Origin of the sequence: Paenibacillus methanolicus (assembly GCF_008124765.1) — a bacterium.
GTDB lineage: Bacteria > Bacillota > Bacilli > Paenibacillales > Paenibacillaceae > Paenibacillus_Z > Paenibacillus_Z methanolicus.
This window is the reverse complement of record NZ_VNHS01000006.1, coordinates 341,193-367,567: the sequence shown is the minus strand read 5'-3', so window position 1 is coordinate 367,567 and position 26,375 is coordinate 341,193. Positions and strand designations below refer to the sequence as shown.

The 26,375-nt window shown below is 59.5% G+C and carries 18 protein-coding genes; 14 read left to right on the top strand and 4 right to left on the bottom strand.

What is annotated here, in order from left to right:
* Positions 1–111: 111 nt before the first annotated feature.
* The 5 genes from BCM02_RS17795 (at position 112) to BCM02_RS17775 (ending at position 3,138) form a co-directional block, all read left to right on the top strand.
* Complete coding sequence (locus BCM02_RS17795) at positions 112–705, top strand: TetR/AcrR family transcriptional regulator (protein WP_148930459.1); 594 nt, start codon at positions 112–114, stop codon at positions 703–705.
* Between the two features lie 45 nt (positions 706–750).
* Entirely contained in the window at positions 751–1,185 is a 435-nt protein-coding gene (locus BCM02_RS17790) for an SRPBCC family protein (protein ID WP_148930458.1), read from the top strand.
* A gap of 21 nt (positions 1,186–1,206) precedes the next feature.
* Entirely contained in the window at positions 1,207–1,587 is a 381-nt protein-coding gene (locus tag BCM02_RS17785) for a VOC family protein (protein ID WP_148930457.1), read from the top strand.
* 85 nt (positions 1,588–1,672) lie between these two features.
* Entirely contained in the window at positions 1,673–2,179 is a 507-nt protein-coding gene (locus tag BCM02_RS17780) for a tellurite resistance TerB family protein (protein WP_148930456.1), read from the top strand.
* A 131-nt stretch (positions 2,180–2,310) separates the two neighbouring features.
* Positions 2,311–3,138: a hypothetical protein gene (locus BCM02_RS17775; protein WP_148930455.1), complete on the top strand. Its 828-nt coding sequence runs from the start codon at positions 2,311–2,313 to the stop codon at positions 3,136–3,138.
* Between the two features lie 140 nt (positions 3,139–3,278).
* On the opposite strand, the gene BCM02_RS17770 is transcribed toward BCM02_RS17775, so the two are convergent.
* Positions 3,279–3,854: an NAD(P)H-dependent oxidoreductase gene (locus tag BCM02_RS17770; RefSeq protein WP_148930454.1), complete on the bottom strand. Its 576-nt coding sequence runs from the start codon at positions 3,852–3,854 to the stop codon at positions 3,279–3,281.
* 129 nt (positions 3,855–3,983) lie between these two features.
* On the opposite strand from BCM02_RS17770, the gene BCM02_RS17765 reads away from it, so the two are divergent.
* The 3 genes from BCM02_RS17765 (at position 3,984) to BCM02_RS17755 (ending at position 6,961) form a co-directional block, all read left to right on the top strand.
* Complete coding sequence (locus BCM02_RS17765) at positions 3,984–4,997, top strand: AraC family transcriptional regulator (protein WP_148930453.1); 1,014 nt, start codon at positions 3,984–3,986, stop codon at positions 4,995–4,997.
* A gap of 236 nt (positions 4,998–5,233) precedes the next feature.
* On the top strand, positions 5,234–5,884 hold the full coding sequence (locus BCM02_RS17760; RefSeq protein WP_148930452.1) for a FusB/FusC family EF-G-binding protein: 651 nt from the start codon (positions 5,234–5,236) through the stop codon (positions 5,882–5,884).
* A 168-nt stretch (positions 5,885–6,052) separates the two neighbouring features.
* Entirely contained in the window at positions 6,053–6,961 is a 909-nt protein-coding gene (locus BCM02_RS17755; protein WP_148930451.1) for a LysR family transcriptional regulator, read from the top strand.
* A gap of 95 nt (positions 6,962–7,056) precedes the next feature.
* Here the strand turns inward: BCM02_RS17755 and BCM02_RS17750 are convergent, their stop codons facing one another.
* Entirely contained in the window at positions 7,057–7,791 is a 735-nt protein-coding gene (locus BCM02_RS17750) for an alpha/beta hydrolase (protein ID WP_148930450.1), read from the bottom strand.
* 311 nt (positions 7,792–8,102) lie between these two features.
* On the opposite strand from BCM02_RS17750, the gene BCM02_RS17745 reads away from it, so the two are divergent.
* The 3 genes from BCM02_RS17745 to BCM02_RS17735 all read left to right on the top strand — a co-directional run bounded on the left by BCM02_RS17745 (position 8,103) and on the right by BCM02_RS17735 (position 11,739).
* Positions 8,103–9,323: a right-handed parallel beta-helix repeat-containing protein gene (locus BCM02_RS17745; RefSeq protein ID WP_246183429.1), complete on the top strand. Its 1,221-nt coding sequence runs from the start codon at positions 8,103–8,105 to the stop codon at positions 9,321–9,323.
* A gap of 61 nt (positions 9,324–9,384) precedes the next feature.
* Positions 9,385–9,720 carry a methyl-accepting chemotaxis protein gene (locus BCM02_RS17740; protein WP_148930449.1) on the top strand — a complete coding sequence of 112 codons (336 nt, stop codon included), beginning with the start codon at positions 9,385–9,387 and terminating at the stop codon, positions 9,718–9,720.
* Positions 9,721–10,044: 324 nt separating this feature from the next.
* Entirely contained in the window at positions 10,045–11,739 is a 1,695-nt protein-coding gene (locus BCM02_RS17735; RefSeq protein ID WP_148930448.1) for a M3 family oligoendopeptidase, read from the top strand.
* A gap of 182 nt (positions 11,740–11,921) precedes the next feature.
* Here BCM02_RS17735 and BCM02_RS17730 read toward each other — a convergent pair whose 3' ends face one another.
* The gene (locus BCM02_RS17730; protein ID WP_148930447.1) at positions 11,922–12,392 is read right to left on the bottom strand and encodes a RidA family protein; all 471 of its coding nucleotides are present in this window, start codon (positions 12,390–12,392) and stop codon (positions 11,922–11,924) included.
* Between the two features lie 160 nt (positions 12,393–12,552).
* Here BCM02_RS17730 and pdxR point away from each other — a divergent pair, with 160 nt between their 5' ends.
* A complete protein-coding gene (pdxR, locus tag BCM02_RS17725; protein ID WP_148930446.1) occupies positions 12,553–14,052 on the top strand; it encodes a MocR-like pyridoxine biosynthesis transcription factor PdxR in 1,500 nt (499 codons plus the stop codon).
* Between the two features lie 156 nt (positions 14,053–14,208).
* Here pdxR and BCM02_RS17720 read toward each other — a convergent pair whose 3' ends face one another.
* Positions 14,209–14,865 (bottom strand): flavin reductase family protein, encoded by a 657-nt coding sequence (locus tag BCM02_RS17720; protein ID WP_148930445.1) that lies wholly within the window; start codon positions 14,863–14,865, stop codon positions 14,209–14,211.
* A 513-nt stretch (positions 14,866–15,378) separates the two neighbouring features.
* Between BCM02_RS17720 and BCM02_RS17715 the strand changes: the two genes are divergently transcribed.
* Positions 15,379–24,291, top strand: a complete 8,913-nt coding sequence (locus tag BCM02_RS17715; RefSeq protein ID WP_148930444.1) for a non-ribosomal peptide synthetase — start codon at positions 15,379–15,381, stop codon at positions 24,289–24,291.
* 425 nt (positions 24,292–24,716) lie between these two features.
* Complete coding sequence (locus BCM02_RS17710) at positions 24,717–26,375, top strand: type II CAAX endopeptidase family protein (RefSeq protein WP_148930443.1); 1,659 nt, start codon at positions 24,717–24,719, stop codon at positions 26,373–26,375.

Sequence of the window (26,375 nt, the reverse complement as noted above, 5' to 3'; positions counted from 1 at the left end):
ATAGCGAACCTAAGAGATAGAACGTTTGACAAGAATGGTTGGAAAAGGTAAGCTGAAATCACACAATGTTAGTTATCACTAACTATCACATCAGGGAGTGGGCGTGAGAGTATGACCGTATCGCGTAGCGGGAGCAGCAAGGAGCGGCTGATGGCGGCCGCGATCGAGTTGATGGCCAACCGGGGATTTAAGGGCGTATCGACGAAGGAAATCGCAGCCGCGGCCGGCGTCAGCGAGATGACGCTGTTTCGCCAGTTCGGCAGCAAGAAGAATTTATTGGATCAAGCGGTCGACCGCCATCATTACTCGGCCGAGATGGAGCTTTTCTTCCGCGAGGACATCGTTTGGGATTTAGCGCAGGATTTGCATCAAATCAGCCGTCTATACCACGACATCATGAACCGTAACCGGCATCTGTTCTTGATCGTCCTGAAGGACGACGAGCTGACGGATATCCGGGAGCGGGCGCAGCAGCATCCGCGCAAGCTGCTGGAACTGTTGACTGGGTATTTGGCGGATATGCGCGAACGGCAAGCCGTAATCGAGATGGATGTGCAGGCGCAAGCCATGGCGTTCATGTGGATGAATTACGGCGCGTTCATGGCGGGACTGTTCGTCGCTTCGCCGATCGCGGATCGCGGTGCCGAGGCGGTTATCGCTGGCGGCGTGGAGACTTTCGCGCGGGCATGGGCAGCTTCGAATTGACGGCTTAACGAATCGATTCGCTTCAAGGAGAGGGGAGAGGTTGCAATGGGGAATGATCGGTCAAGAGAAGGCGTGATCGGCTTGACCGCGGCGACCGGCTATCAGATCGGCGTTCGCCGGACGCTGCCGTGGTCGCAGGAGCAGGCGTGGGCGTTCCTGACGTCGTCGGAGGGATTGCGTCTATGGATTGGCGAGGTCGAGACGCCGCGCTTCCAGGTCGGCGAGACGTTCGAGACCGCGGGAGGCGTGAGCGGCGAGTTTCGCGTCGTGAAGTCCCGTGAGCAGCTGCGCCTGCGTTGGAAGCGAGCGGCCTGGCCGTCGCCGTCGACGCTGCAGATTCGGCTGCTGCCGGCGAAGACCGGCACGACGGTCAGCTTCCATCAGGAGCAGCTTGCCAGCGCGGCGCTCAGGGAAGAGATGAAGCAGCTATGGGAAGATGCGATTGCCGCTATGATGGCCAAGGCCAGCCAACGTACGTAAATATGGGAGAGGATGAGAGCAATGAACCGATTCAGCCATATCGATCTTCGAGTGAACAGTCTGGAGCAGGCGCTGCCGTTCTACGAGCGGTTGCTGCCTGCCTTGGGTTTTACCCGAGCCTACCACAGCGCGGATTGGAACGTATTCGCGGGGGAAGGCGAGCTGCCGAGCGTCCCGTATTTCGCCATTACGGAAGATGCGGCCCATCGGCCTTGCGCGAATCTGGTCGGCTTCTGGGCGAACGACCGGGAGGAAGTGGACCGGATTGCGGCGTTGGTGAGAGAGGCTGGCGGCAAGTTGAGCGACGGGCCGCGGCTATTTCCAATCAGTCCGACGTATTATGCCGTATATTTCGAGGACCCTTGTGGCAATAAATATGAAGTCGTGCACAGACTGAACTGAAGAACGTGAAACGTCCGGCCTGCTTGTACGTAAACAAGGGAACCGGGCGGTAGCCTGGGCTAACATTTGCGGGAGGTTTTGAACCATGGGTTTGTTTGATATGTTTAAAGGCGATAAATCGACGGAGGGCATGACGCCGCATTTCGCGTTCGCGACTTCGCTGCTGTACATGATGAAATCCGACGGCGAAATGGATAACGAGGAAATCGGCCAGCTGCTCGCGGTACTCGGCGGCGAGTCCAAGAACGGCGTCATCGGCGTAGGCGCGAACAACCGCGCGCTGCTGGATCGGGCGCTGAAATACACCCGGTCCAATCCCATCGAAACGTTCCTTCGCGAAGCGGCTCCAATTCTGACGGATGCCCAGAAGATGTGTATCCTCGTCAACCTGGTCGACTCGTCCCTGGCGGACGGCGAGCCGGAGCGCGAAGAGCAGGAGCTGTTCGCCAAGTTCTTGACGGCGTTCAACATTACGGAAGAGCGCTTCAAGCCGTTCTTTGAAGTAATCATGCTGAAGAACGACCGTTCCGTCTTTATCAACCAGAACCATCCGATGAACCAGCCGGGCTATCAAGTTAGCCTCGGGATCTAAACATTCGAATTGTTTGCAAGCACGCCTCTGTTAGGGGGCGTGTTTTTTGCATTCGGGACCTCCTCCCGGCAACATTTTCGAAGGAATGACGTCTATGTTGGAAGTGGAACATTTTGGAGGTAGATACAAAAGTGGGCATGACATGGAAGGTGAAAACAAGCGTGCTGCTGATCGGACTAGCAGCGGCTACGATGCTGACTGCGGGATGCGCGTCGCAAGACAAGCCGGAGAACGGCGGGAATCTGGCTGCCGATGAATCGGGCGCGGCTGGCAAAACAGAAACGAAAGGCGGCGAAGCCGAGCTCGAAATCCCACCCGTCTCGATTCCGAAGCACGGCATTACGCTGTCGCCGGTTCAACCGCAAGGCGCGCTGCTCCAAATCGGCGAGAAGCGACAGCAATTCGACTGGACCTACACGACGCCTAGGATGATTCTGCCGCGGCTGCAGGCAAGCGATTATGATCTAGACGGCGCCGATGAGCTGTCCGTCGCCCTGAACGTCGATTCCGGGACGGGCCTATCGGTGGACGAACTGCACATCGTCGAGTCCGAGGGCGATGAAGCGAAGGCCGCTGAATCGGCCGATAGCGCTACCCCGTTCGTTGATCACGTCTTCGAGAAGGACGATTACCTCGCACAGCTTGGCAACGCGCTGACGTTCAAGACATCCGAGGTCGATGGCGAGTTGTTCGGGCATCTGACGTTGAACGGCGAGACAACGAAGGTGAGTTTAAAGTCCTTTCAAACGGGCTATAACGGCGAAGTGACCGAGAAGCTTGGATTTGGCGCCATCGTCGGGTTTGAGGCGTCTGCCAACAAGCTGATCGCGACGTTCGGGGTTGGCATCGTCATCGAGAATGTAGCCGAGCCTCAGTATTTCGGCGAGATTCAAGCGGATGTCGGCTACAAGGACGGGGAATTCCAACTGAGTAGTTTCCGGTTCACGGCAGAAGAATAATGATAAACGAGTCCGTTGTCCGGAACATTCGCAATAGGCCGCGCACGCTCCAAATTCCATGGGGCGAGGCGGCCTTTTGCTTTTCGTTCATGCGTGCAACGGTTTCGGTTTCGGATTCGCCGCATCGCTATAGACTAGCGTTAGCCGCGGTTCATCCCAAGGTTGCGCACGTCGGCCAGCCATTTCTCCCGCTTCTCGGCCGTCGATGGCCGCACGGGGCCGATCTCCGTAATCCGCACGGGCGAGATGCCGCAAAATTTGAGAATGTTGTCGCGCATGACCCGGTGTCCCGCATGACGATAGATCCACCGGTTGTACCACGGCGGCGTATCCATGGTGACGATCATGCGCGCGGATTTGCCGGTTAACAGCTTATCCCACAGCTGCGAGTTATTGCGGTACTTGAACGCGAAGCCCGGGAGGAAAACGCGGTCGATAAAACCTTTCAGCAGCGCGGGCATCGTCCCCCACCAGGTTGGATAGACGAATACGAGGTGGTCGGCCCAGCGGATGAGTTCCTGGGCTTCCGCGAGCTCCGGTTCCAGTTCGTTTTGCTTCTGGAAACCGTTGACGTAGTTTGGCTGAAATCGGATGGCGCCGACGTCGAGACGACGGACATCGGCCCGGCTTTGGGCGGCGCCTTCGGCATAAGCGTCTGCTAGAGCGGCGCAGTAGGTTTGCGTTTCGGGGTGGCCATTGATTACGAGAACTTTCATGTTCTTACTCCTCCTTCGGTTGCGTGCAATATGCTATCCTTGCAATAAGCATAAGACGAACGCAGGCCGGCGGGTATGATGAATGGCGCAAGGACGGCTGCGAATTCGCGCAAAGGGGGCAAATGATTGTTGAATACGCCGGATGTTACGATTTCGATGATGTACCCGGTCATGAAAGCCATCGTGCACAAAGGATTAGAGTGGGAGGCGTTCTGCGCGGACGCCGCCTTTGACGCCCGGCTGCTGCAAGATCCGGACGCGCGCATCCCGGGCCTGGAACTGGAACGGGTCATGATCGCCGCGGCGCGCTATTCGGGAGACGATCATTTCGGCCTGCATCAAGGGCAAATTACGGAATTCGCGGATCTGGGCATCTTGGGCTACGTGATGATGCACTCGCGAACCGTGGAAGGGGCGCTGGCCGCCTATCAGCGGTACAACGACATTTTGTGCAGCGGCTTCAATCTGGATTGGGCGACGGAAGGGGAAGAATTGCGCATTCGGATGATTATTTCGCATCCCGGCCGAATGTCTAGACATTGCGCGGAAGATATGACGAGCTCCATCTATAGGCTGATCGAAAGACTGACGAATCGTCGGATCGGGCTGCTACGTGTTCATTTCGCGCACGAAGCACCCGAGATGCTGGAGCCCTATCGCCAAGTATTCGGACTGACGCCGTCGTTCGGCGCCACCGGCAACGAGCTGGTCTTGCCTCGCGGCGTGCTGGACGATCCGGTGTTGTACGCGGACGCCAAGCTGCTCGGGATTTTCGAGAGCGTCGCGCGGGAGACGAAGCTGGGGCTGGCCAAGCCGGAGTCGTTCACGCAGCGGACCGAGCAATGGATCGGCGTCTGCATGCCCGCGAGCTTCCCGAGCTTGCAGCAGACGGCGGAGCATTTTGGCCTGAGCACGCGAACGGTCCAGCAGAAGCTGAAGGAAGAAGGAACCTCGTACCAAGAGCTGTCGTCCCGGGTGCGTCGGGAACTGGCGATCGCGTATTTGCGCAGACCGGGCTATTCCGTCGGAGATATTGCGTATGCGCTGCATTTCTCGGAACCGAGCGCCTTCCAGAATGCTTTCAAGAAGTGGACCGGATTCACCCCGGGCCAATATCGGGCGCAGGCGGCCGGCGGTAATTGATATTGTTGCGGGAGCCTAGCGAATCGCTATATGATGGAGTCATAGGAGGTGGTAAGTATGGCAACACGCGATTGCCGGGTTCCACTCACTCATGCAAAGCCACGATTAGGAGGCGATACTTTGCATGGGGCGCTAATGAGAGATTACATCGCCTAAATCGGCTGGCATCGTTTCTAATGGTGGCTTTGCCCCTTATTTGACAGGCATGAACATCCAAAATAAGGAGCTGACCAGCAATGGGACCATTTATTAGAAACCACCGCTATAACTTTATAAAGAAACAAACGGGCATCGTGCAGCAGGCGCTGCGGACGAGCGCGGATCCGAAAATCGTGCAAACGGTCCGAAGCAGCGCGATCGCGAAAATCACGGAGCAGTTCCCGGAACTGACGGGAGCGCAGCGCGAGCTGCTCGAAGGATTGGCGGAAGCGAAGACGGCCGAGGATTTTCAGACGTATCTGCGAACGCTGGAAGCGCTGGTCGAAGTCTTCCCCGAGGTAAGCGAGACGGGGATTCGCAAGCTGTTCCCGAAGAATAAGAAGCTGAAGGTGCCGGATGTCGGAGCTATCGACCGCCGATTCGTCACCTATCTGGGCTGGCACGACATCGCGACGGGCAAAATGTTCCTTGTGTACGACTATGACGGACGAATCGTCGGCATCGAAGGCAAGTTCACGCCGTCGCACAAGAAGAGCTACTGCTTCGTGTGCAACCGGGTGAGCGAGGTGGGGATGTTCTCGGCGATCGCCAAGTCGAGACCGGCCAAATCTTCGCCCGACTATTACAAAGCCGTCGGCAATTATATGTGCATGGATGCGAGCGCGTGCAACCAGAGCGTGTCGGAGACGGCGCAGCTGGAGCGGTTCATCGGCAGCGTCGTGGATTAACGCGGCAGCGGCAAGCTCGAATGGGGCGGAAACTTCGGTTTCCGCCTTTTTTTACATATAGGGACGTATACGCTTCGCCGACATCGTTCGTCTTGCACATTCTCGCCTACCCGCCCATAATGGAGCATAAACGAACGGCGCGACTGAATCGGGAGGAGAAAAACGAACATGGAATTGACTTATTTGCACACCTTCCTGGAGGTTGCCAAATCCGGAAGCTTTACGCAGACGGCGGAGAAGCTTGGTTATGCGCAGTCTAGCGTTACGACGCAAATCCAACGGCTCGAAGAATCGTACGGGGCGGTGCTATTCGAGCGGTTCGGCCGCCGCATGAAGCTCACCCATGCGGGCGAGGTGCTGCTTGGCTACGCGCGGGATTTGATCCGGCTGCACGGCGAGTCCAAGGAAGCCGTCTCCGCGCAGAACGGGGGCTCGCTCTCCATCGGGACGATCGAGACGATGGCTGCTTTTTTCCTGCCGCCGCATCTGCAGGCGTTTCAGCGCGCATACCCGGAAATGAACGTCATGCTGCAGCCCGGCAACGAGCCGGCGATCATCGAGGCGGTACGGGCAGGGGAATTGGATTTAGGCGTCATTCTCGATCCGCCCTTCGCCGATCCTGATTTTCATACCATCGCGGTGAGGGAAGAGCCGCTCGTCATCGTGACGCATCCCGATCATCGGCTGGCGGGAATTGACGAGGTGACCATTGGCGATTTGGCAGGCGAGTCGCTGATTCTAACCGAGGATGGATGCACGTACCGGGCGATGCTGCTTGGCGCGCTCAAGGAGGCCGGCGTCAGCTGCAAGCTGTCGTACGAATTCGGCAATTTGGAGGCGATCAAGCAATGCGTCGTCTACGGACTTGGCGTCGCGCTGCTGCCCGAGATCGTGGTCCGGGAAGACGCGTCTCGCGGCAAGCTGTCCGCGAAGCGGTTCGCGCATCCCGCATGCAGGTTCTATACGCAGATTATCTATGCGAAGCGAAAATGGGTGTCGAAACCGTTCCGGCACTTTCTGGAACTTGTTGGCGGCGCGAGCGGCAAGGATGACGCAGGCGTAGAAGCTGCCATTTAATGGCGATGATACGCGCGCATGACAAACAAACGGCGCGAAGGCCCGGGGTTGAGTTCCCCTAAGCTTTCGCGCCGTTTGGCGCTTGAGGCGCGGTTCTACTGAAACAGCCACGCCAAGGCATGGACGAAATGTTTCACGAAGAACACCTGATCATGCGTGCCGCGTTCTTCGACCTCGAACCTCAGCCGGTCTTCGCCGAGCCCCTGACGTTCCAGCGCGCGGCGGGCATCGTGCGAGAAGGGCACCATGTTGCGCTGGATGTTCGTTTTGTGGATCCCTTCGAAATTGCCGATAGACATGTAGATCTTCTGGCCAGCCTGCGGCAGCGGCGTCTCCTGGACGAACGGTAGGAACCGCTCATACCAGACGGAGGGGGACAGCGCGCCAATCCGTCCGAATACGTCCGGTTTGCGGAAGGCGGCGTAGAGCGAGATCATGCCCCCGAAAGAAGCGCCGATAATCCCGGTTTGCGCCGCTGCGGACTCGGTGCGGTAGGTTTGGTCGATATGCGGTTTCAATGTCGCGGTCAAATACTCGAGATAGTCGTCGCCCTTGCCGCCGAAGTCCGCATACGTGCCAGTGAGCGACTTGGCCGGCCATGGCGTGTAATCATCGTTGCGGATGAGCGGCTCGATGCCGACGAGGATGAGCTCCGGCAGCTCTCCCGTCATGAATTTATGTTCCAGCAGGTTGAAGCAATCATACGCCAGATCGGCGCCGTCCTGCATGTAGACGACGGGATACCGTTTTTGCGATTGGGCATAGGATTGGGGCAGGGATATATGGACGATTCGATCTCCGATCGTATCCGATTGAAAAGGCCTTCTCATTAGGCGATGCACCTCATTCGCTAACTACTCCGATTATCCGTTCATGATAAAACAACCTGAAGCGGCCTTCCATGGATGAATGGCCGCTTCGGCATGGACAATGCGAGTGCGCGGCGGGGGCTCCTTTGCGAAAAATGTCTGAATATTTAAATGGTTGATAAATGACCAACAATTTATAATTTTGGTAATCGACTGCAATAGGAGGTGGTTGGTCTTGATGAATGCCTTCCGGCGTTCATGTTCGGACGCGGTAGGGATTCGCGTATCGCCAGTCCAAGAGAAGGCTACTAGAACGAGGAGGGAAATAACGGATGATGACGGTCAACGTACAACGAGCACGGGCCAAGCGGGGAACGATGCTCCTGCTCGCGCTGCTGCTCGCCGCAAGCGCGATCTTGATGACGGGGATTGCGATCGCGAAGCCGCGGCATGCCTCGGCGGCCGCGTGCACGGCTCCGGCATGGAGCGCAAGCGCCGCCTATAGCGGAGGCGCGCAGGTGACGCATCAGAACAAGCTGTGGCAGGCCAAATGGTGGACGAGCGGCGAAGAACCCGGCACGACGGGGCAGTGGGGCGTTTGGGAAGATAAAGGAGCATGTGACTCAAGCGGTGGAGGCGGAACGACGCCGCCGCAGGAGCCGGCGGCAGGCACGATCCCATGCTCGACGGCTTCTTGCCTGCACGGCGCGCTCAAGAACGTGCAGCCCGGTCAGCGGATCGCTCTAGCTGCCGGCACCTATACGGGCAGCTTCTCCTCCGCGGTGAACGGCACGGCGGCGGCCCCGATTACGATCGAGAGCGCCGATCCGAACAACCCGGCCATTCTGTCCGGTTATTCCGCAGGATCCGGATATGCGCTGCAAGTGACGGGCGACTACTGGGTGATTCGGAAATTGAAGTTCACGAACGCGCAGAAAGGTATCATGCTCGATAATGCCAACCATGCCCTTATTACGGGCGTCGAAGTGTACAACATCGGCTACGAGGGCGTTCATTTCCGGGACGGCAGCTCACATGGCACGATCGAGAATTCGCATGTCCACGACACGGGCAAAACCAACGCAGGCTTTGGCGAAGGCGTATATGTCGGCTCGGCGGACGGAGCCAGCTACAATCCGAATACGCACCACAACACGATCCGGAACGTCGTGATCGGGCCGAACGTGACGGCCGAGCATATCGACATCAAGGAACGGACGATCGGTACGCTCGTGGAGTACTGCACCTTCTATGGTGAAGGCATCAGCGGCGCAAATTACGCCGATAGCTTTATCGATGTCAAAGGGAACGAGGCGATCATCCGCAACAACGTCGGCTACCAGAACGATAACAACGTGCTCGTCGACGCCTTCCAGCTGCACGAGATTATCGCGGGGTGGGGCATCAACAACCAGTTCATGAACAACACCGTTCATTTGACGAATAGCGCCGTCTACGTGGTAGGGGCGTACAGCAATTCGAACGCGATCGCCAAGGGCAACACGAGAAGTCCGGCCGGCAATATGTACAGAGGGAACGTGACGGTGCAGTAGGGCAGATAGGGCGGCATTCGCAGGTTGGCATGATGGTCAGGCGGCGCGCATAAGCGGACAGATGGAGGAAGCCTCGCAGGAGATTGGGGAAGGCACGCGGATGTCGGATGAAGCGGAGAAGGCGTTCACCCATGCCGTTGAAGCGTTCCGTCTCGTCGCTGGCCAAATCATGGAAGTGTCGGCTGCGGTCGAGGAGCTGTCGGCAGGCGCGGAGGAAGTGGCGGCGACCGTCAGCAGCATGGCCGGCGTTGCAGGCGGCGTCTCCGAGCGGACGCGGAGCATTCAGACGCTGACCGAGCGCCAGCTGGAGAAGATGCGTCAGGTGCACGATGGGGCGGCGGCGTTAAGCGCAAGCGCAACGCGAATGCAAGAGGCGGTCGAGCAGGTGAAGGTGTAGCGGCATCGAGTCTTACGAGCTGCGGTTGATGTTGAGTTTCGTAGATTAGGATTTGCCTGTCTCAACATGGAGGGCGGCTTTTTTGCGAAATAGGATACTTATATTCATCTTGTAATTGCATCATGCAGCAGCGTAACATCATAATCAAATGCATTTGTTAAATTTTATCTATTACAACAAGGAAATAATAGCACGTTCGTTGTAATAATTAGATGATCCAGGCTAATGTTCTGGGATTTATTAGAAATACAGGCGAGATGGATAGGTTCGCGATTTTCTGTAGCCTTGTATTTCTACAACCAATTTGGAGGGTGGGCTCAAGTCATGATTTTCAACGAATTCCGCTATGAACGGCCGGATGTGAAGCAGATCGAACAGCAGTACAAAGCACGGATTCAACAATTTAACGATGCCCAGACTGCCCAGGAACAGAATGAGGCGATCAAAGCCGTCAACGAGCTGCGGATCGCGTTCGAGACGCAGTGCACGCTGGTCGAGATCCGGCACTCCATCAACACGAACGACGAATTCTACAAGGCGGAACAAGATTACATCGATGAAATCAAGCCTGTCATTCAAGAATATACGACCGATTATTACCGGGCGCTCGTCGAGTCCAAGTTCCGCGGCGAGCTGGAGGCGATCTGGGGCAAGCAGCTATTCCAGCTGGCCGAACTCTCGCTGAAGACGTTCAAACCCGAGATTATCGAGGATTTGCAAAAAGAGAACAAGCTGATCTCCGCCTACGCGCAGCTGATGGCCTCCGCCAAAATTCCGTTTGAAGGCGAGGAGCGGACGCTGCCACAGCTCATTCCGTTCGAGCAGTCGAAAGACCGCGAGACGAGACGGCAGGCAGCCGAGGCGCGCTACGCGTTCATGGCCGAGAACGGACAGGAGCTGGATCGCATTTTCGACGAGCTTGTCCAGGTTCGAACGACGATCGCCCGCAAGCTGGGATTCGATAATTTCGTCGAGGTCGGCTACGCGCGCATGAGCCGGACCGATTATAACGAGGAGATGGCCGCCAACTTCCGCAGCCAAGTGCTGACGCACATCGTGCCTGTGGCGAGCAAGCTGAAGGAGCGTCAGCGGGCGCGCATCGGCGTGGAGCAGCTGAAGTATTACGACGATTCGTTCAGCTTCGCGACCGGCAACCCGACGCCGAAGGGCGATCCGGAATGGATCGTGGCGGGCGGAGCCGAGATGTATCGCGAGATGTCGCCGGAGACCGACGCGTTCTTCCAGATGATGAACGAGCGCGACCTCATGGATCTCGTGAGCAAGAAAGGCAAACAAGGCGGCGGCTATTGTACGTTCCTGCCGCAATACGAGGTGCCGTTCATTTTCTCGAATTTCAACGGTACTTCGGGGGACATCGACGTGCTGACGCATGAAGTGGGCCACGCGTTCCAGGTGTATGAGAGCCGACATGTGGGCGTTCCTGAATATTACTTCCCGACGTCGGAAGCGTGCGAGATTCACTCGATGAGCATGGAGTTCTTCGCATGGCCGTGGATGGACCGGTTCTTCAAAGAGGACGCCGAGAAATACCGGTTCGACCATCTGGCCAGCGCGCTGCTGATCGTGCCGTATATCGTGGCGGTGGACGAATTCCAGCACGTCGTTTATAGCAATCCGAACGCGACGCCGGACGAGCGGAAACAAGCGTGGCGGGAGATCGAACGCAAGTATTTGCCGCACCGCAACTACGAGGGGAACGATTATCTGGAACAAGGCGGTTATTGGCAGCGTCAGCTCCACATTTATCACTATCCGTTCTACTATATCGATTATGCGCTCGCCCAAATTTGCGCCTTCCAGTTCTGGAACCGGATCAACGACAGCTTCGAGACGGCGTGGGCCGATTACCTCAAGCTGTGCCGCGCGGGCGGCGGTCAATCCTTCCTAGGCTTGGTCGAGTTCGCCGGGCTGACCTCGCCGTTCGCGGATGGCTGCGTCGAATCAATCATCGGCGGGATCGAACGTTGGCTGGATGGGGTAGACGATACGAAGCTATAATGCACGGGCAACAAGCCGGTACCTTAAGGGTGCCGGCTTATTTTTGCGTCTACCGTGTCACAATCGTGACCGAACTGGTCACCGGATCGGTAGAGGAATGATGCGCGATCGGATCGGCGAGCTGAACCGCGCAAGGTTAGCCAGAAAGGCGTACGCTCGCGCTCGACCGACATGCGGCGAATTCAATTCGCGATTTGAAAAACGGAGTCGATGATCACCGGCAAATCGTCGCGCAGCGAGTTCGCGCCGAGCACCGACCGGCTGTGGATGCCACGCTCGCCGAATAGCTCGCGCATCAGATCGGAGCATCCGTTCAGGACGAGATGATGCTCTCCGAACGTCGGCGCGGCGTTCACGAACCCTTGCAGTTTCACGACGCGCGCGACCCGATCCAGGCTGCCGAGCGCTTGGCGGACGACGGCGACGATTTCGAGCCCGGCGCTGCGCGCGAACCGGTAGCCGTCCTCGGTCGCGAACGTCTGGCCTAGTTTGCCGCTTGGCCGGCCGGCTGGTCCTTTGCCCGAGACGAAGAGCAGCGACCCGGCGAAGACGACATTGGCGTAATTCGCGGCAGGCTCGCTCTCCTGGGGGAGCGAGATGCCAAGCTGCGCGAGCCGGGCCTCGGCGCTGAGGGCGGAATCGAAGGCGCTCATGGTCGCACCTCCGGCGTTGCGGTTGACGATTGTTCAGGCATGGTTATTCTCCTTTTCGAATGAGGATTGAAGGGGGATATGCATCAGCTTATACTTAATGTTGACCATGGATAAAGGTATACATGAAGCGAATATTTAGAGGTCAGATTAGGGGGCGAACATGGAAATCACATTGCCGCAAAACGATGATCAGCCGCTGTACCGCCAGCTCTACGGCGCGATTCGCGGCATGATTTTGCAAGGGACGCTCCCCGATGGCACCAAACTCCCTTCGGTGAAAGCGATGCAGCTTCAGCTGTCGATGAGCAAGACGCCTATCGAGACCGCCTGCCATATGCTGCTCGAAGAAGGGTATCTGATCAGCAAGCCGAGATCGGGGTTCTATGTCGTCAATCCGCGGTTCCCGATGGAAATAGCTGATCGCCACGACACCGTTCACCGGCAGGCGGCACCTCGTCTGGCAGCGCGCGCATCGGCAGGCGGCCATTCAAAGGTTAAGCCCATAAGCATGCTGGATCGGGAAGAGCCGATACGCAACGTGATCGATTTTGACCTGCTGGCCGTGGATCCGAGATCGCTGCCCGTTCGCGAGTGGAAAGCGGCGATAGCGGCGGCGATCGACGAATATGGCGGCACGCTTCACCGGTATGGCGACGCGAGGGGAGAAGAGGCGCTTCGCAAGCAGATCGCCGATTATTTGCTTGTTTCGCGCGGCGCGCGCTGCTCGCCCGAGCAGGTCGTCATCGTCGGAGGCATCGGCGCAAGCATACGGCTGCTGGGAAGACTGCTTCGCGATCGTCCCGCGGGCGTGGCGTTCGAGTCGGGCGGCATCGCGCAAGTCGGAGCGCATTTCGAGCAGAATGGGTTTACTTTGCACGATATTTCGCTCCATACTGGCAAGCTGGACGGCGGCGCGTTTAGCGAGATGGGCGTTCGCGCCTTCTACTTGACGCCGTCTCATCGGCCATCGGGCCAGCCGCTGCCTTATCCGGCCCGCAAGGCGCTGCTCCAATGGGCGAACGCCGAGGATGCTTACCTCATCGAGGACGATTACGAAGGCGAATTCCGGTATGCGGGCAGGCCGGTCCCGTCCTTGAAGGCGTTGGACGAGGAGGACCGCGTCATTTACCTAGGGACGTTCTCCAAGGCATTCTCGCCGGCGCTTCGCATCGGATATCTCGTGCTTCCGCAACGTCTATTGCCCGAACTGGCGAATGAGGGCAGCGTGTTGTCCCCGCCTTCCCGTATCGATCAACTGGCGATGGCGCTCTATATGGCCCAAGGCAATTGGTATCGACAAATTCGGCGGATGCGGTTGATCTATCAAAAGAAGCGGGAACGGCTGATCGAACTGGTCCATAAACGATTATCCCCGCATGCCGTCATTACGGGAGGCGGCGCGGGACTGTACGTCGAACTGGCGATACGCGCCCCGGGAGGCGCGAGCGATTGGATGCAGAAGGCGGAGCAGGCAGGCGTGCGCGTGTACGTCGGCCGCATGAGCCGCGCCGATCGGGATAACGCCAAGGGGGGCGGCAATCCAGATGCCGCAGCGCTCGTTTATTTAGGTTTTGGCGGGGTGGACGAGAGCCAGATGGAAGAGGGAATATTACGGCTAGGACAGGCGTGGTTTGGCATGAGGACCTGCGACGAATGCTAGGCGAGAAAGGTCGCTGCGATTTTTGGGGTACGCTTAAACCTACGCGGCTGATCTTTCCGAGTCTGGCAAACGACAAGCTGCCGGCGGCATATTTGACGCGCATCAGTCACACGGCAAGCCCGGGGAATCCCGGGCTATTTGCCGTGCTTTGCATGCTCACGAATTCGAATCGGCAGGCGCGGACGAAGCCGGCAGCGAGGCCGCGGGCCCGAATACGGGGGCAAGCCTGGAGGTCGACAACTGATCGCCAAGTCCGAAATATTCGCAGAAATTCATGATCATCGGCTTCCATTTCGCCGGGTCGATATAGCTGGAACCTTGGGCAGACAGGATCGATGTCTCCGCATGAACGCGTACGATCGCGACTTCCAGGGCGACGAGCGAGCTTGGCTGTTCGAAAGGATGCGCGCGGACCAGCTTCGCTTCGAGCTGCACCGGGCACTCCAGCACCCGAGGCGGAGCAACGGCATGCGACGCAGTCGGAGTTAGCCCGGCGATCCCGAATTTATCGGCTTCGTAACGATAACCCCGTTCGGCTTTGCTGGCCGGGACCGGATCGCTGCCCGTTAGCAGCGTCAAACGGTCGATCGCCGGAATCAAGTCGACGGATGGCAAATTAAGCACGCACTCGCCGTGCCGCAGCAAGTTTCGCACCGTCTGCGACTTGCCGCTCATCCCGAGCATGCAGGAGCGGTTGAGCCACCAAGCGGACGACATCGGCGCCAGATTCGGCGTCCCGTCCGGGTTCAGCGTGCTGATCAACACAATGGAGGTGCCAAAGTACAATATTTTCGGTTCAATAACGGTATGCATGGGGGAACACGTCTCCTCGGATGAAATTGGCATCAGTGTACCACGCGGCGGCGGAGGTTAGCGGTTGCCGGGGATATAAGAGCAAGATCGCGAAAAAGACGTCGAATCCGGGCGAGGGATCGACGCGCACACTTTTCGATTTTTGTAAAGCCATGAGGGAATGGCGGCGCAAAAGCGGAAAGAATGGCCGGCATGACAAATAAGATTTTCAATATTATGGAATATCGTACAAGGTATGAAATGCATGTTAAGGAGCAGTCCCCGCCTACTAGTCGAATAGTCCGGGAAGTAATGGAATTTAGTATATTATGGAAAATATTACCCATCCTATTTGCCTATGAATGCTTGGTTTATCCAGTCATTATTCCCCCATGACCAAGAGGAAATTGTCCTTGTCGGTTGGATGGCGACGTCTTAGAATTGCTATTATTTACTACTTCTCGCCTACAACCGCATAGCTGCCAGCGTCCTGCAACGTCAGTGCTCGTTCAAATTCATGGGGGGTTTGATGCCTTGACCGTTTTCGGAAGTTTAACGCAACTGCTGCAAGACCGCGCGTCGGAAGAGAAAGGGATGACCTTCATCCAGGCGGCGCATGAACGATCGCTGTCGTACGCCGGATTATACGATCGGGCGCATCGTCTGCTATTTGCCCTGCAGGCAAAGGGGATGAGGCCCGAGGACGAGCTGGTCTTGCAGATCGACGACAACGAGACGTTCGTCTGCTTGTTCTGGGCGTCCATATTGGGCGGTTTCCGTCCGGTGCCGGTAACGGAAGCGGGCAATGACGAGCAACGCGCGAAGCTCGGCAACATTCTGAGCTTGCTGAATCGTCCTTTCCTGGCGGCTTCCCGGGAAGACCGGACGCCGCTTGAACGAATCTGGGGCGATGCGACGGACGGAACGTCCTCGTTCGTCGAGCGATTCGTCGATCTCGAGGAGCTTGACCGCCTCGGTGGTCTCGGGACGATCTACGAAGCCGGCCTGGACGACATCGCGTTCATCCAATTCTCGTCCGGTTCGACGGGCGAGCCCAAAGGAGTCACGCTGACGCACCGCAATCTGCTCGCCAACATGAAGCAGATCGTGAATGGCTCTCACGCGGCGGAGAACGGCTCGTCCCTGAGCTGGATGCCCCTCACGCACGATATGGGTTTAATCGGCTTTCACCTGTCGCCCATCTATGCCAACATCGATCAATATGTCATGCCTACATCGCTTTTCGTTCAAAACCCGACGCTATGGCTGCAGAAAGCGCATGAGCATCGGATCACCCAGATCTCCTCTCCTAATTTTGGCTACAAACACTTCCTGAACTACTTCAAAGAAGAGCAAGCCCGCGAGTGGGACTTGTCCTGCGTCCGGCTCATATTCAACGGCGCCGAGCCGATCTCGGAAGCATGGTGCCGCTTATTCACGGAGCGCCTAGCCCCTTACGGCTTACGGCCTGGCGCGATGTTCCCGGTCTACGGCTTGGCCGAAGCCAGTCTCGCCGTCACGTTCCCGCCCGTGAACGAGGGCCTGATTTGCGCCCATATCGACCGGGACTCGCTAGCCGAGAACTCGCTTGTCCGGACGGCGGAAGCGGACGACGAGCGGCGATTAACGCTGGTCGATCTCGGCTATCCTGTGGAAGGCTGCGGGCTGCGGATTTGCGGCGATGACGGCGCGATCCTAGCCGCCGAGCGAGTCGGCGAGATTCAGATCAGCGGAGCTAACGTGACGCGAGGGTACTACAATAATGCGGCGGCGACCCGCGAAGTCTTCACGGCGGACGGTTGGCTGCGCACCGGCGACATGGGCTTCCTGCGGGGCGGTCGGTTGACCGTGACCGGCCGGAAGAAAGATCTGATATTCGTCAACGGACGCAACGTCTACCCGCACGATCTGGAGCGGCTGGCCGAAGCGCTGGACGAGATCGAGCTCGGCAAGGTGGCGGCCGCGGGCGCGGTCGATCCGGCGACGGGCGCGAACATCGCGCTGGTGTTCGTCCTATACCGCCGGAAGCCGGAGCAGTTCGCGGACTTGGCGGCTAAGCTGAAGCGGCACCTGAACCAAGGCGCGGGCATCGAAGTCGCGCATGTGCTGCCGGTCAAACGGCTGCCGAAGACGACGAGCGGCAAGCTGCAGCGCTACAAATTAGCGGAACAATTCGAAAGGGGGGAATTTCAAGCGACTATCGAGGCGCTGAACGGCATGTTCGGCGACCTTCATTCCGGCGCAAGAGACGCGGAGGACCATACGGACGAGTTAGGAGGGATTTTGACAACGTTATTCCGGGAAGTGCTGCGCATCGATGGGCCGATTGGCGGCAGCGCGCATTTCTTCGAGCTCGGCGGCAACTCGCTGAAGGCGACGATGCTCGCCGCCAGGCTGCGCGAGCAATTCGGCTTCGAAGCCGGCATGAGAGACATATTCGACCACCCTACGGTTGCCGAGATGTCGGCTTGGCTGCGGACGGCCGCGAAAGGCGAGGCCGCCCCTCTAACGCAAGCGTCTTCCGCCGATACCTATCCGGCGACGCCGGCGCAGCGGCGCATTTTCATCCAAGAACAGTTGAACGACATCGGCACGAGTTACCATATTCCGCTCGTGCTCGCGGTGAACGGCCATGTGGATACGCACAAGCTGGGCGAGGCGATCGACGCGCTGGTGGAGCGGCACGAGCCGCTGCGGACCTGCTTCGAGCACGCGCATGGGGAGATTCGGCAGCGCGTCGTGCCGAATGCGGAATGCCCGATCATGTTCTTAACCGGCAGCGACGCGATAGACGAAGCGGCGGAGCGGTTTTTCGCCCGCCGGTTCGATCTGAGCGAGGCGCCGCTATGCCGATTCGGACTGTTCGCCGAAGAAGGCCGCAGTTATTTGCTGATGGATTTTCACCATATCGTATGCGACGGCATATCGATCTCGCGTCTCGTTCAGGATTTCCAGCAGCTGTACGCCGGCGAGTTGTTGCCCGAACTGACCATCCAATACAAAGATTACGCCGTCTGGCAGGCGAAGCGGGATTCCTCCGAAATGTTCGCGCGGCAAGAACGTTATTGGCGCGGGCAACTGGCCGGCGAGTGGCCGGTCCTTCAACTGCCGGCGGATTATGCGAGGACGCCGTTCCGAACGTATGAAGGCGACATCGCGCGAGAAGCCATCGGACTGGAGCTCGCCGACGGCATCGATCGGCTGGCGCGCTCGCTGGGCGTTACCGTCAATACGCTCCTGTTCGCCGCCTATATGTGGACGCTTCGCTTATATACGGGACAAGACGAGTTGATCGTCGGATCGTTGGTGGCCGGCCGCGCCCACCCGGATGCCGAGTCGATGATCGGCATGTTCAATAACTATTTGCCGATCCGGGCAGCGGTGCTTCCCGGCGAGACGTTCCGCGCGTTCGCCGGCAGGCTGCATGCCGTGCTGCTGGAAGCGTACGACCATCAGGATTTTCCTTTCGACGCGATGGCGGCGTTCGACGGCGATCAGCTGAACGCCTCGCGGAATCCGCTGTTCGATACGATGCTGATCTTCCACAACGAGCTCGATCCGCATCTTCGCTTCGAGCTGGACGGCATCCGTTGGGAGCAGGTCGGATATCACAACGGCACATCCAAGCTGGATTTCAAATTAGACGTGTACTGCCGCGAGGACGGCGGACTGGACGCGGTATTCGAGTATAACGCCAAGCTATTCAAGCCCGAGACGGCCGAGGGCATCGCGGAGCGGTTCGTTCATGTGCTGGGCGAGGCGGCGATCGCGCCGGATCGTTCGATGGAGAACCTTCCCCTCCTGTCCGCGGAAGAGGAACGCCGGCTGCTGCTTGCGATGAACGACACGCGCGCGCCGTATGACCGGGAACGCCTTATCCATCAGTGGCTCGAGGAACGAGCGGGATCGATGCCGGAAGCGGCGGCGGTCACATGCGGGAGCCGAACGCTAACGTACCGGGAGTTGAACGAGCGAAGCAATCGGCTGGCTCGCACGCTTCGAGAGCGGGGGGCCGCGCCGGATACGATCGTCGGCGTGCTGGCGGTCCGGTCGCCGGAGATGATGGTCGCGATCATGGCCGTTCTGAAAGCGGGCGCCGCCTATATGCCGATCGACCCGGCCTATCCGACGGAACGCATCCGTTACATGCTGGAGGACAGCGGGACCAGCCTCTTGCTTGCCCAGCGGCCGCTCGCGGATGAAGCGTGGACGCAAGGCGCCGGGTACGAGGGCGACCTGCTGCTGCTGGATGACGCGGGGCTGTATGAACAGGATGGCGGAGATCTGGAACAAGTGATCGACTCGCGTCAATTGGCTTACGTGTTGTATACCTCGGGCTCGACCGGCCGGCCGAAAGGCGTCGCGATCGAGCATCATAGCGTCATCAATCGGATCGAATGGATGCAGAAGGCGTACCCGCTTCAGCCCGGCGATGTCGTGCTGCAGAAAACGCCGATTACCTTCGACGTCTCCGTCTGGGAGCTGTTCTGGTGGAGCCTGGCCGGCGCATCCGTCTGCCTGCTCGCGCCCGGCGACGAGAAGGACCCGTCGCGAATCATGGCGGCGATGGAGGCGCATGGCGTGACGACGCTGCACTTCGTGCCTTCGATGTTCGGCGCGTTCCTCGACTACGCGGAGCGTCATCCGCGCGCGTTCGCCAAGCTGGATCGTCTAAGCGCCGTATTCTGCAGCGGAGAAGCGCTCCCCGTCCGACTGGTTCAACGGTTCCGGGCGCTGAAGGGGCTGCGGCCGGCGAGACTGGTCAATCTGTACGGTCCGACGGAAGCGACGGTTGACGTCTCTTATTACGATTGCACGGAAGGCGAGCTGGGGTTGTCCGTTCCAATCGGCCGTCCGATCGACAATACGCGTCTGTACGTGCTCGACGAACGGCGCGAATTGCTGCCCGCGGGCGTTGCGGGCGAACTCTATATCGCGGGAGCGGGACTGGCGAGAGGCTACTGGAATCAGCCTGCGCTAACCGCGGAACGATTCGTGCCGGACCCTTACGTACCCGGCGAGCGCATGTACCGGTCGGGCGATCTCGCGCGCCTCCGCCCGGATGGCAATCTAGACTATTTGGGGCGCATCGATCATCAGGTGAAAATTCGCGGCTACCGCGTCGAATGCGGCGAGATCGAAGCCGAGCTGCGGAAGCAGCCCGGCGTGAAAGACTGCTTGGTCGCGGTCATTGCGGACGATGGCGGGGACATCCGGCTGTGCGCCTATGTCGTGGCCGACGAGGATATCGAACTTCGCGGGCTGCGCGGCGGTATCGCCGCAAGGCTGCCGGACTATATGGTGCCGACCCATTGGGCGCGCCTCACCGCGATGCCCTTGACGGCAAGCGGCAAGGCCGATCGACGGGCGCTGCCGGAAGCGGTTCCGCTCGCCGCGGGCGAGGCGGAGCGCGTAATGCCGGGCAGCGAGCGGGAAGCGCAACTGGCAGACATCTGGCGGCAGGTGCTAGGTACGGGGGCATTCGGCGTCACGGACAGCTTCTTCGAGCTCGGCGGCCATTCGCTCAAAGCGGCGCAGGCGGCGGCGCTGATCCAGCAGCGGCTGGGGCTGTCGGTCTCCATACGCGACTTGTTCGCGGAGCCGACCATCCGGGGATTGGCGCGGTTGCTATCCGCGACGGGGACGCAAGCCAATGGCGTGATTGAACGGGCGGAGGCGCATCGTCATTACCCGCTCTCGTCGGCGCAGCAAAGATTGTTCGTGCTCCAGCAAATGGAGGGCATCGGCACCGCGTATCATCTGCCATTCGCGCTGCGGTTCGAAGGCGAGATGGATGCGCGCAAAGTCGAGGCGACGATCGAGCGGCTGATCGCGCGGCATGAAGCGCTGCGCACCTCGTTCGGTTGGGCGGACGGAGCGCCGGCGCAGTTCGTTCACGAGACGGCCGCATTCAAGCTGGAGCGCTACGCGGCCGATAGCGAAGCAGATGCGCGGGAGCAGCTTGCGGCCTTCGTTCGCCCGTTCGACCTCGGCACCGCGCCGCTCATGCGGGCGGCCGTCGTCGAGGTCGGCGCGAGCGCCGGTTACTTGATCTTCGACTTCCATCATTTGATCGCCGACGGGTTGTCCGGCGTTGTGTTCGCGGAGCAATTCCTGGCCCTGTATCAAGGTGAGGAGCTCCCGCCGCTCGCCATTCATTACAAGGATTACGCCGTCTGGCAGAACAAGCTAGCACGGACGGAAGCTTACATGGATGATGAACGCTATTGGCTGGAGCTGCTGTCGGGCGAGCTGCCGGTGCTGCAACTGCCGACGGACGTCGTGCGGCCGGCCGTCCAGCGGTTCGAGGGAGCGAGCGTGCCGCTTGCGTTCGACGACATATTGGAGCGGAAACTCCATGCGTACGCGGCAAGCGAGGGGGTCACCCCGTATATGGTGCTGCTCGCGGGCTACTACGCCCTCCTCGCCAAATATTCGGGCCAAGAAGATATCATCGTCGGCACGCCAGTAGCCGGCCGGGGGCAGGCGGAGACGCTGCCGCTGATCGGCATGTTCGCGGGGACGCTGCCGCTGCGGCATTATCCGTCGGGGGACAAACGGTTCGCCGATCTGCTGGCCGAAGTGAAGCAGGGCACGATCGAGGCGTTGTCGCACGACCGTTACCCGTTCGAGGCGATGGTCGAGAAGCTGAACGTGAGGCGCGATCCGAGCCGGCCGCCGCTGTTCAGCGTCATGTTCGCGATGCAGAATCAAGAGCTGCCCGCGCTGTCGGCGAACAGCCTTTCGATTAGCGCGGAGCATCTGGAGTCGGGCACGGCGAAATTCGATTTGACGCTCGAAATCGCCATGTCCGATGGTCGGCTGTCCGGCCGGCTGGAATACGCTTCCGGCCTGTTCCGCCAGGAGACGGCGGCGCGGATGGCGCGGCATTACGTCCACCTGCTGCGAGAAGCGATCGGGGACCCGGACCGGCGGCTCCATGAGCTGACGATGATGTCGGCGGACGAAATGACGCAGATCACGGAGACGTTCAACCAGACGGCGAGTCCGTATCCGGAAGAGCTGCTCGTGCATGAGACTATGGCGCGGCATGCCGCGCGGACGCCTGACCGGCCGGCGGTCACGTGGGACGGCGGGATGCTGACGTACGGCGAGCTGAACGCGCGGGCAGCAGCGCTCGCGGCGCGGCTTCGAGAACGCGGCGTCGGACGCGACGCCGTCGTTGCCGTCATGGCGGAGCGTTCGCCAGGTCTCATGATCGCGATCTATGCCGTGTTGAAGGCGGGCGGCGCCTACTTGCCGATCTCGCCCGCGCTGCCCGCGGCGCGGATCGCGCACATGCTGGCGGACAGCGGCGCTTGCGCGCTGCTCGCGCACGAGGTGCACGCGGGCCTGACTTCGGATTTTGCAGGAACGATCTTCCTGCTGGACGAGGACATGATGCTTGAGGGGGCGGAGCAGGTTGGCCTAGCGGATGCAACGGAACGGGTCACCGATTCGCGCGGCTTGGCTTATGTCATCTACACGTCCGGTTCGACCGGCCAGCCGAAGGGCGTCATGGTCGAGCACCGCTCGATCGTCAACCGGCTGAACTGGATGCAGTCCCGGTACCCGATCGGACCTTCCGACGTCATCTTGCAGAAGACGCCGATCACCTTCGACGTCTCTGTATGGGAGCTGCTCTGGTGGAGCATGGCGGGTGCATCGGTGTACCTGCTCGAGCCCGGCGGCGAGAAGGATCCTTCGCAGCTGCTGGACGCCATCGAATCGGCGCACGTAACGACGCTGCACTTCGTTCCGTCCATGCTGACGATGTTCGCGGAATACGCGGAGCGGGCGGATGCGGCCGAACGGCTTCGCTCGGTGAAGCAGGCGTTCGCTAGCGGCGAGGCGCTGCAGCCCGCGCAGGCGGAGGCGTTCTACCGGTTATTCCCGCATGCGCGTCTGGCGAATTTGTACGGCCCGACCGAAGCGGCGGTCGACGTGACCTATTACGATTGCGAACCGGGAGCGCAAGCGAGCTCCATTCCGATCGGGAAGCCGATCGATAATATTCGGCTGTACATTCTCGGTCCCCACGGCGAGCTTCGGCCGATCGGCGTGCCGGGGGAGCTGTGCATCGCGGGGGTTGGCGTGGCCCGCGGATATGCGAATCGTCCGGAGCTGACGCAAGCGAAGTTCGCATCGCATCCGATCGCGGGCGACGGGCAGCTGTACAGGACCGGAGATTTGGCGAAATGGCGTCCGGATGGGAATATCGACTATTTGGGACGCATCGACAATCAGGTGAAAATCCGCGGCCAGCGGCTGGAGTTGGGCGAGATCGAATATCGCCTCCTGCAGCATCCGCGCGTTCGGGAAGCGGTCGTGCTGGCGCGACCGGACCGCGAAGGCGGCTTATGCTTATGCGGCTATTACGCATCGGACCAAGATTTCTCCGTACAGGAGCTGCGCGCGCAATTGGCAACTGATATGCCCGACTATATGGTGCCATCGTACTTCGTTCGCGTGCCGTATATGCCCGTGACGGCGAACGGGAAGCTGGACCGCGCCGCGCTCCCGGCGCCGGAGACGAATTCGGCGCCGTCCGGCCGGCATGTCGAGCCGGGCAGCGAGCTGGAGAAGCGGCTGGCCGCAATCTGGGGCGAGCTGCTGAATATTTCGCGCGTCGGCGTGCATGATCAGTTCTTCGAGATCGGCGGCAATTCGCTGCTGCTCATCCGGGCGCATGCCCGAATCGACGAGCTGTATCCGAAGCTCGTCAAAGTGACGGATCTGTTCGCCTATCCGACGATCGCCGAGCTGGCGGCTTTCATGGAGATGACCCTATCCAAGACGGCGCTGCGGGAGCTGCCGCTGCTGTCGGTGCCGGCGGCGTTCATGGCGGCAGCCGGCGGCGCGCGGCAGCAGGAACGCGCTTTCCGGTTCTCGCTCGAAGCCGAATTGGCCGAAGGGCTAAGGCGGATGGCGGCAGCGGAAGAGACGGAAGAAGAGACCGTGCTGCTCGCGCTGTTCGCGTACGTGCTGGCCAGCCTGAGCAAGCAGCCGGCCGTGCCGGTTCAGGCGGCGCTCGGAAGCGACGGCTCGGCCGTTTCGCTGCAGCTGGATATTCGCCAAGCGGCGGATTTCGGCGCGCTCGTCCGCTTGACGCGCGGGGCGCTTCGAGACGACTCGGGCAGCCATCCGCGTTACCAGCTGGCCGCGCTCGAGTCGCTCCATATCGACAAGGCGGAAAGCGAGGTGCTGCCGCTATTTCTCCGGAGAAACGGCGGCGACAACGATGCGCTCCGTCAATTCGACCTGCGGCTCTCCTATGAAGCGGCGTCTGCGAACGGTCAGCTCGCCTTTACGCTGGCGTTCAACGACAAGCGGCTGCATCAAGACGGCGTTCGCGCGATGATCGACAATTACGTGAAGCTGGCGCGAATCGTCACGCAGGCGGCGCTCGCACGGAGCGAGACCGGCAGCTCGTCCGAACGGGACTGATTGCAACACAGTATTGTTTACAGGATTGTGTCTTAGGACGGACTTCAATACCCACTGAAGCTTTGTCCGTCAGGACAAAAGCGTGCCCCGCTCAAGCCCAATCCGCCGACCGCGCACAAGTGAGACGGCACGAAAAAGGGAGTCCAGAGGGCAAAGCCCTTTGGTTCCCCTCAGCGGAGGGGGAAGGGGGGAGGGAGCAACAAAAGTCGGATCAAAAGGGCGGAGCCCTCTTAACCTGGCGGAGAGGGAAGGGGGAGGCAGCAACAAGTCATCTTGTATTTCTACGGAGCGAAACTACTATCGCCGCTAAAAACGGCGCAGCCGATTCGCCTTGCCTGACAGCATTGACTTAGAGGGGGGAGTTCGGATCGCGGCGCATCCGCGGCCGGACGCACGTCCTCCTCCATCCAAAGGAGCGGACGCACGTGAAAAAATATGTCCAGCTATTCGGCAATTTGCTTGTTTATTTCGGGGTCTATACGGCGGTCTCGCTCATTCACAACCTGGTCATCGTTCCGATGTTCCCGGCCTATAACGACATCTTGTGGCGCAACGTCCCGGTATGGATCACGATCAACTTCGCGATTACGGCGGCGCTGCTGCTCGGTTTTATCGGCATCAAGAAGGCGGTTCGCAAGGATGGCCGAACGGACAACGTCATCGCGATGAGCCGGTTCGCCAATCTGTCGCGGGAGAATTGGATCGCGCTCACGATTCTGGGCCTCGCGATCGGCATCTTCTATTTGTCGATCTTGAAGCTGTCGTTCGTCGCCTCGGCCTTCCCGGGCTTCGAGGAATACGTCACGCTGTTCATGCGTTCGGATAGTTTCGTGCTGACGTTTCTCGCGCTCGTCGTCATCGGCCCGCTGTTCGAGGAGGTGCTTTTCCGCGGCGTCATCTTCAACCTGCTGCGGCGGACGCTGCCGATCTGGGCGACGTTCCTCGCGCAGGCCGTGCTTTACGCGTACGCGCAGCCGAATCCGTCGGTGCAGGCGATCGCTTTTTTTCTGGCCATCATCTACAGCTTCGTCTACTTGCGGACCGGGTCGATCTGGTCGACGATCTGGGTGTCCGCGGTCATGAACGCATTTATTTTCACGACGAAGCAGTTCGGACTGCATGAGGTGTTCGGGGACTTCCGCGACGCGACGCTGTTCTTCAGCGCGCTGCTCAGCCTGTTCTTCATGGTGTACACGGTGTACGTCATCTGGAGAGGGCATGGCGCGATGCGCTACAACGTCATGGTCGGCAATCTCGTCCTGTGGGTGTTCCTCTACTTCATCATCTACATCCCTTCGCTGCTGTTGTGGAACAACCAGCTGCTGTCCATCAAGTCGATCGAGCCGTTCCTGCGGGAGAACAACGTGCTCGGCTTCGTCATCTACGATCTGATCGCGCTCGCGGTCTACTATATCGTGATGCGCGCCCTGCACAAGGAAAGCTTGATTAAAGTAAGCAACTTCAGCGCGATTTCCGTCAAATCCGGAGTGTTGATCGGCCTGCTCGGTATCGCGATGGGCGTTTGGGTGCAAAGTTTCTTCAAAATCCCTTACATTGCGGAGGCATTCCCGCAGTTCGAGGGGCTGTTCTCGTATTTGACGACCGCGACGTTCGTCATTCTCGTCATCTTCCTGCTCATCCACTCCGTGTACAAAGAGGTGTTCTTCCGCGCCCTCGTCTACAACGTGCTGCGCACGGAGATGAACATGACGCTGTCGATCCTCATGTGCGGCGTTATCTACGGCGGACTGTTCTTTAACTGGGACATCCCGATGACCGTCTACGCGCTGGCCGGCGCGCTCATCTTCAGCGCGATGTTCGAATGGTACCGCTCGATTTGGGCGCCGATCATCAACGAGTTTCTGCTGTTCTTCACGTACTACTGGTTCCGCAAATTGGATATTCCGTACGGCACGCTGCTCATCGTTCTGCTTGTCGTCAGCTCGGTCGCGATTATCGGCTTGGTGGCGTATTTGTACCGGCATCGGGAGCGCGGCACGGGCGCGTCGACGGACGAGGCGAAGAAGAGCCGTGGGAGAGCCGCGGAGCAGAAAGCGGCAGTATCGATGGAAATGGGGGGCTGA

Bases quoted from the DNA above. Each gene is read 5' to 3' on its own strand.
- BCM02_RS17795 (WP_148930459.1), top strand. From the start codon at position 112: ATGACCGTATCGCGTAGCGGGAGCAGCAAGGAGCGGCTGATGGCGGCC.
- BCM02_RS17790 (WP_148930458.1), top strand. From the start codon at position 751: ATGGGGAATGATCGGTCAAGAGAAGGCGTGATCGGCTTGACCGCGGCG.
- BCM02_RS17785 (WP_148930457.1), top strand. From the start codon at position 1,207: ATGAACCGATTCAGCCATATCGATCTTCGAGTGAACAGTCTGGAGCAG.
- BCM02_RS17780 (WP_148930456.1), top strand. From the start codon at position 1,673: ATGGGTTTGTTTGATATGTTTAAAGGCGATAAATCGACGGAGGGCATG.
- BCM02_RS17770 (WP_148930454.1), bottom strand. From the start codon at position 3,854: ATGAAAGTTCTCGTAATCAATGGCCACCCCGAAACGCAAACCTACTGC.
- BCM02_RS17760 (WP_148930452.1), top strand. From the start codon at position 5,234: ATGGGACCATTTATTAGAAACCACCGCTATAACTTTATAAAGAAACAA.
- BCM02_RS17755 (WP_148930451.1), top strand. From the start codon at position 6,053: ATGGAATTGACTTATTTGCACACCTTCCTGGAGGTTGCCAAATCCGGA.
- BCM02_RS17750 (WP_148930450.1), bottom strand. From the start codon at position 7,791: ATGAGAAGGCCTTTTCAATCGGATACGATCGGAGATCGAATCGTCCAT.
- BCM02_RS17745 (WP_246183429.1), top strand. From the start codon at position 8,103: ATGATGACGGTCAACGTACAACGAGCACGGGCCAAGCGGGGAACGATG.
- BCM02_RS17740 (WP_148930449.1), top strand. From the start codon at position 9,385: ATGGAGGAAGCCTCGCAGGAGATTGGGGAAGGCACGCGGATGTCGGAT.
- BCM02_RS17735 (WP_148930448.1), top strand. From the start codon at position 10,045: ATGATTTTCAACGAATTCCGCTATGAACGGCCGGATGTGAAGCAGATC.
- BCM02_RS17730 (WP_148930447.1), bottom strand. From the start codon at position 12,392: ATGAGCGCCTTCGATTCCGCCCTCAGCGCCGAGGCCCGGCTCGCGCAG.
- pdxR (WP_148930446.1), top strand. From the start codon at position 12,553: ATGGAAATCACATTGCCGCAAAACGATGATCAGCCGCTGTACCGCCAG.
- BCM02_RS17720 (WP_148930445.1), bottom strand. From the start codon at position 14,865: ATGCATACCGTTATTGAACCGAAAATATTGTACTTTGGCACCTCCATT.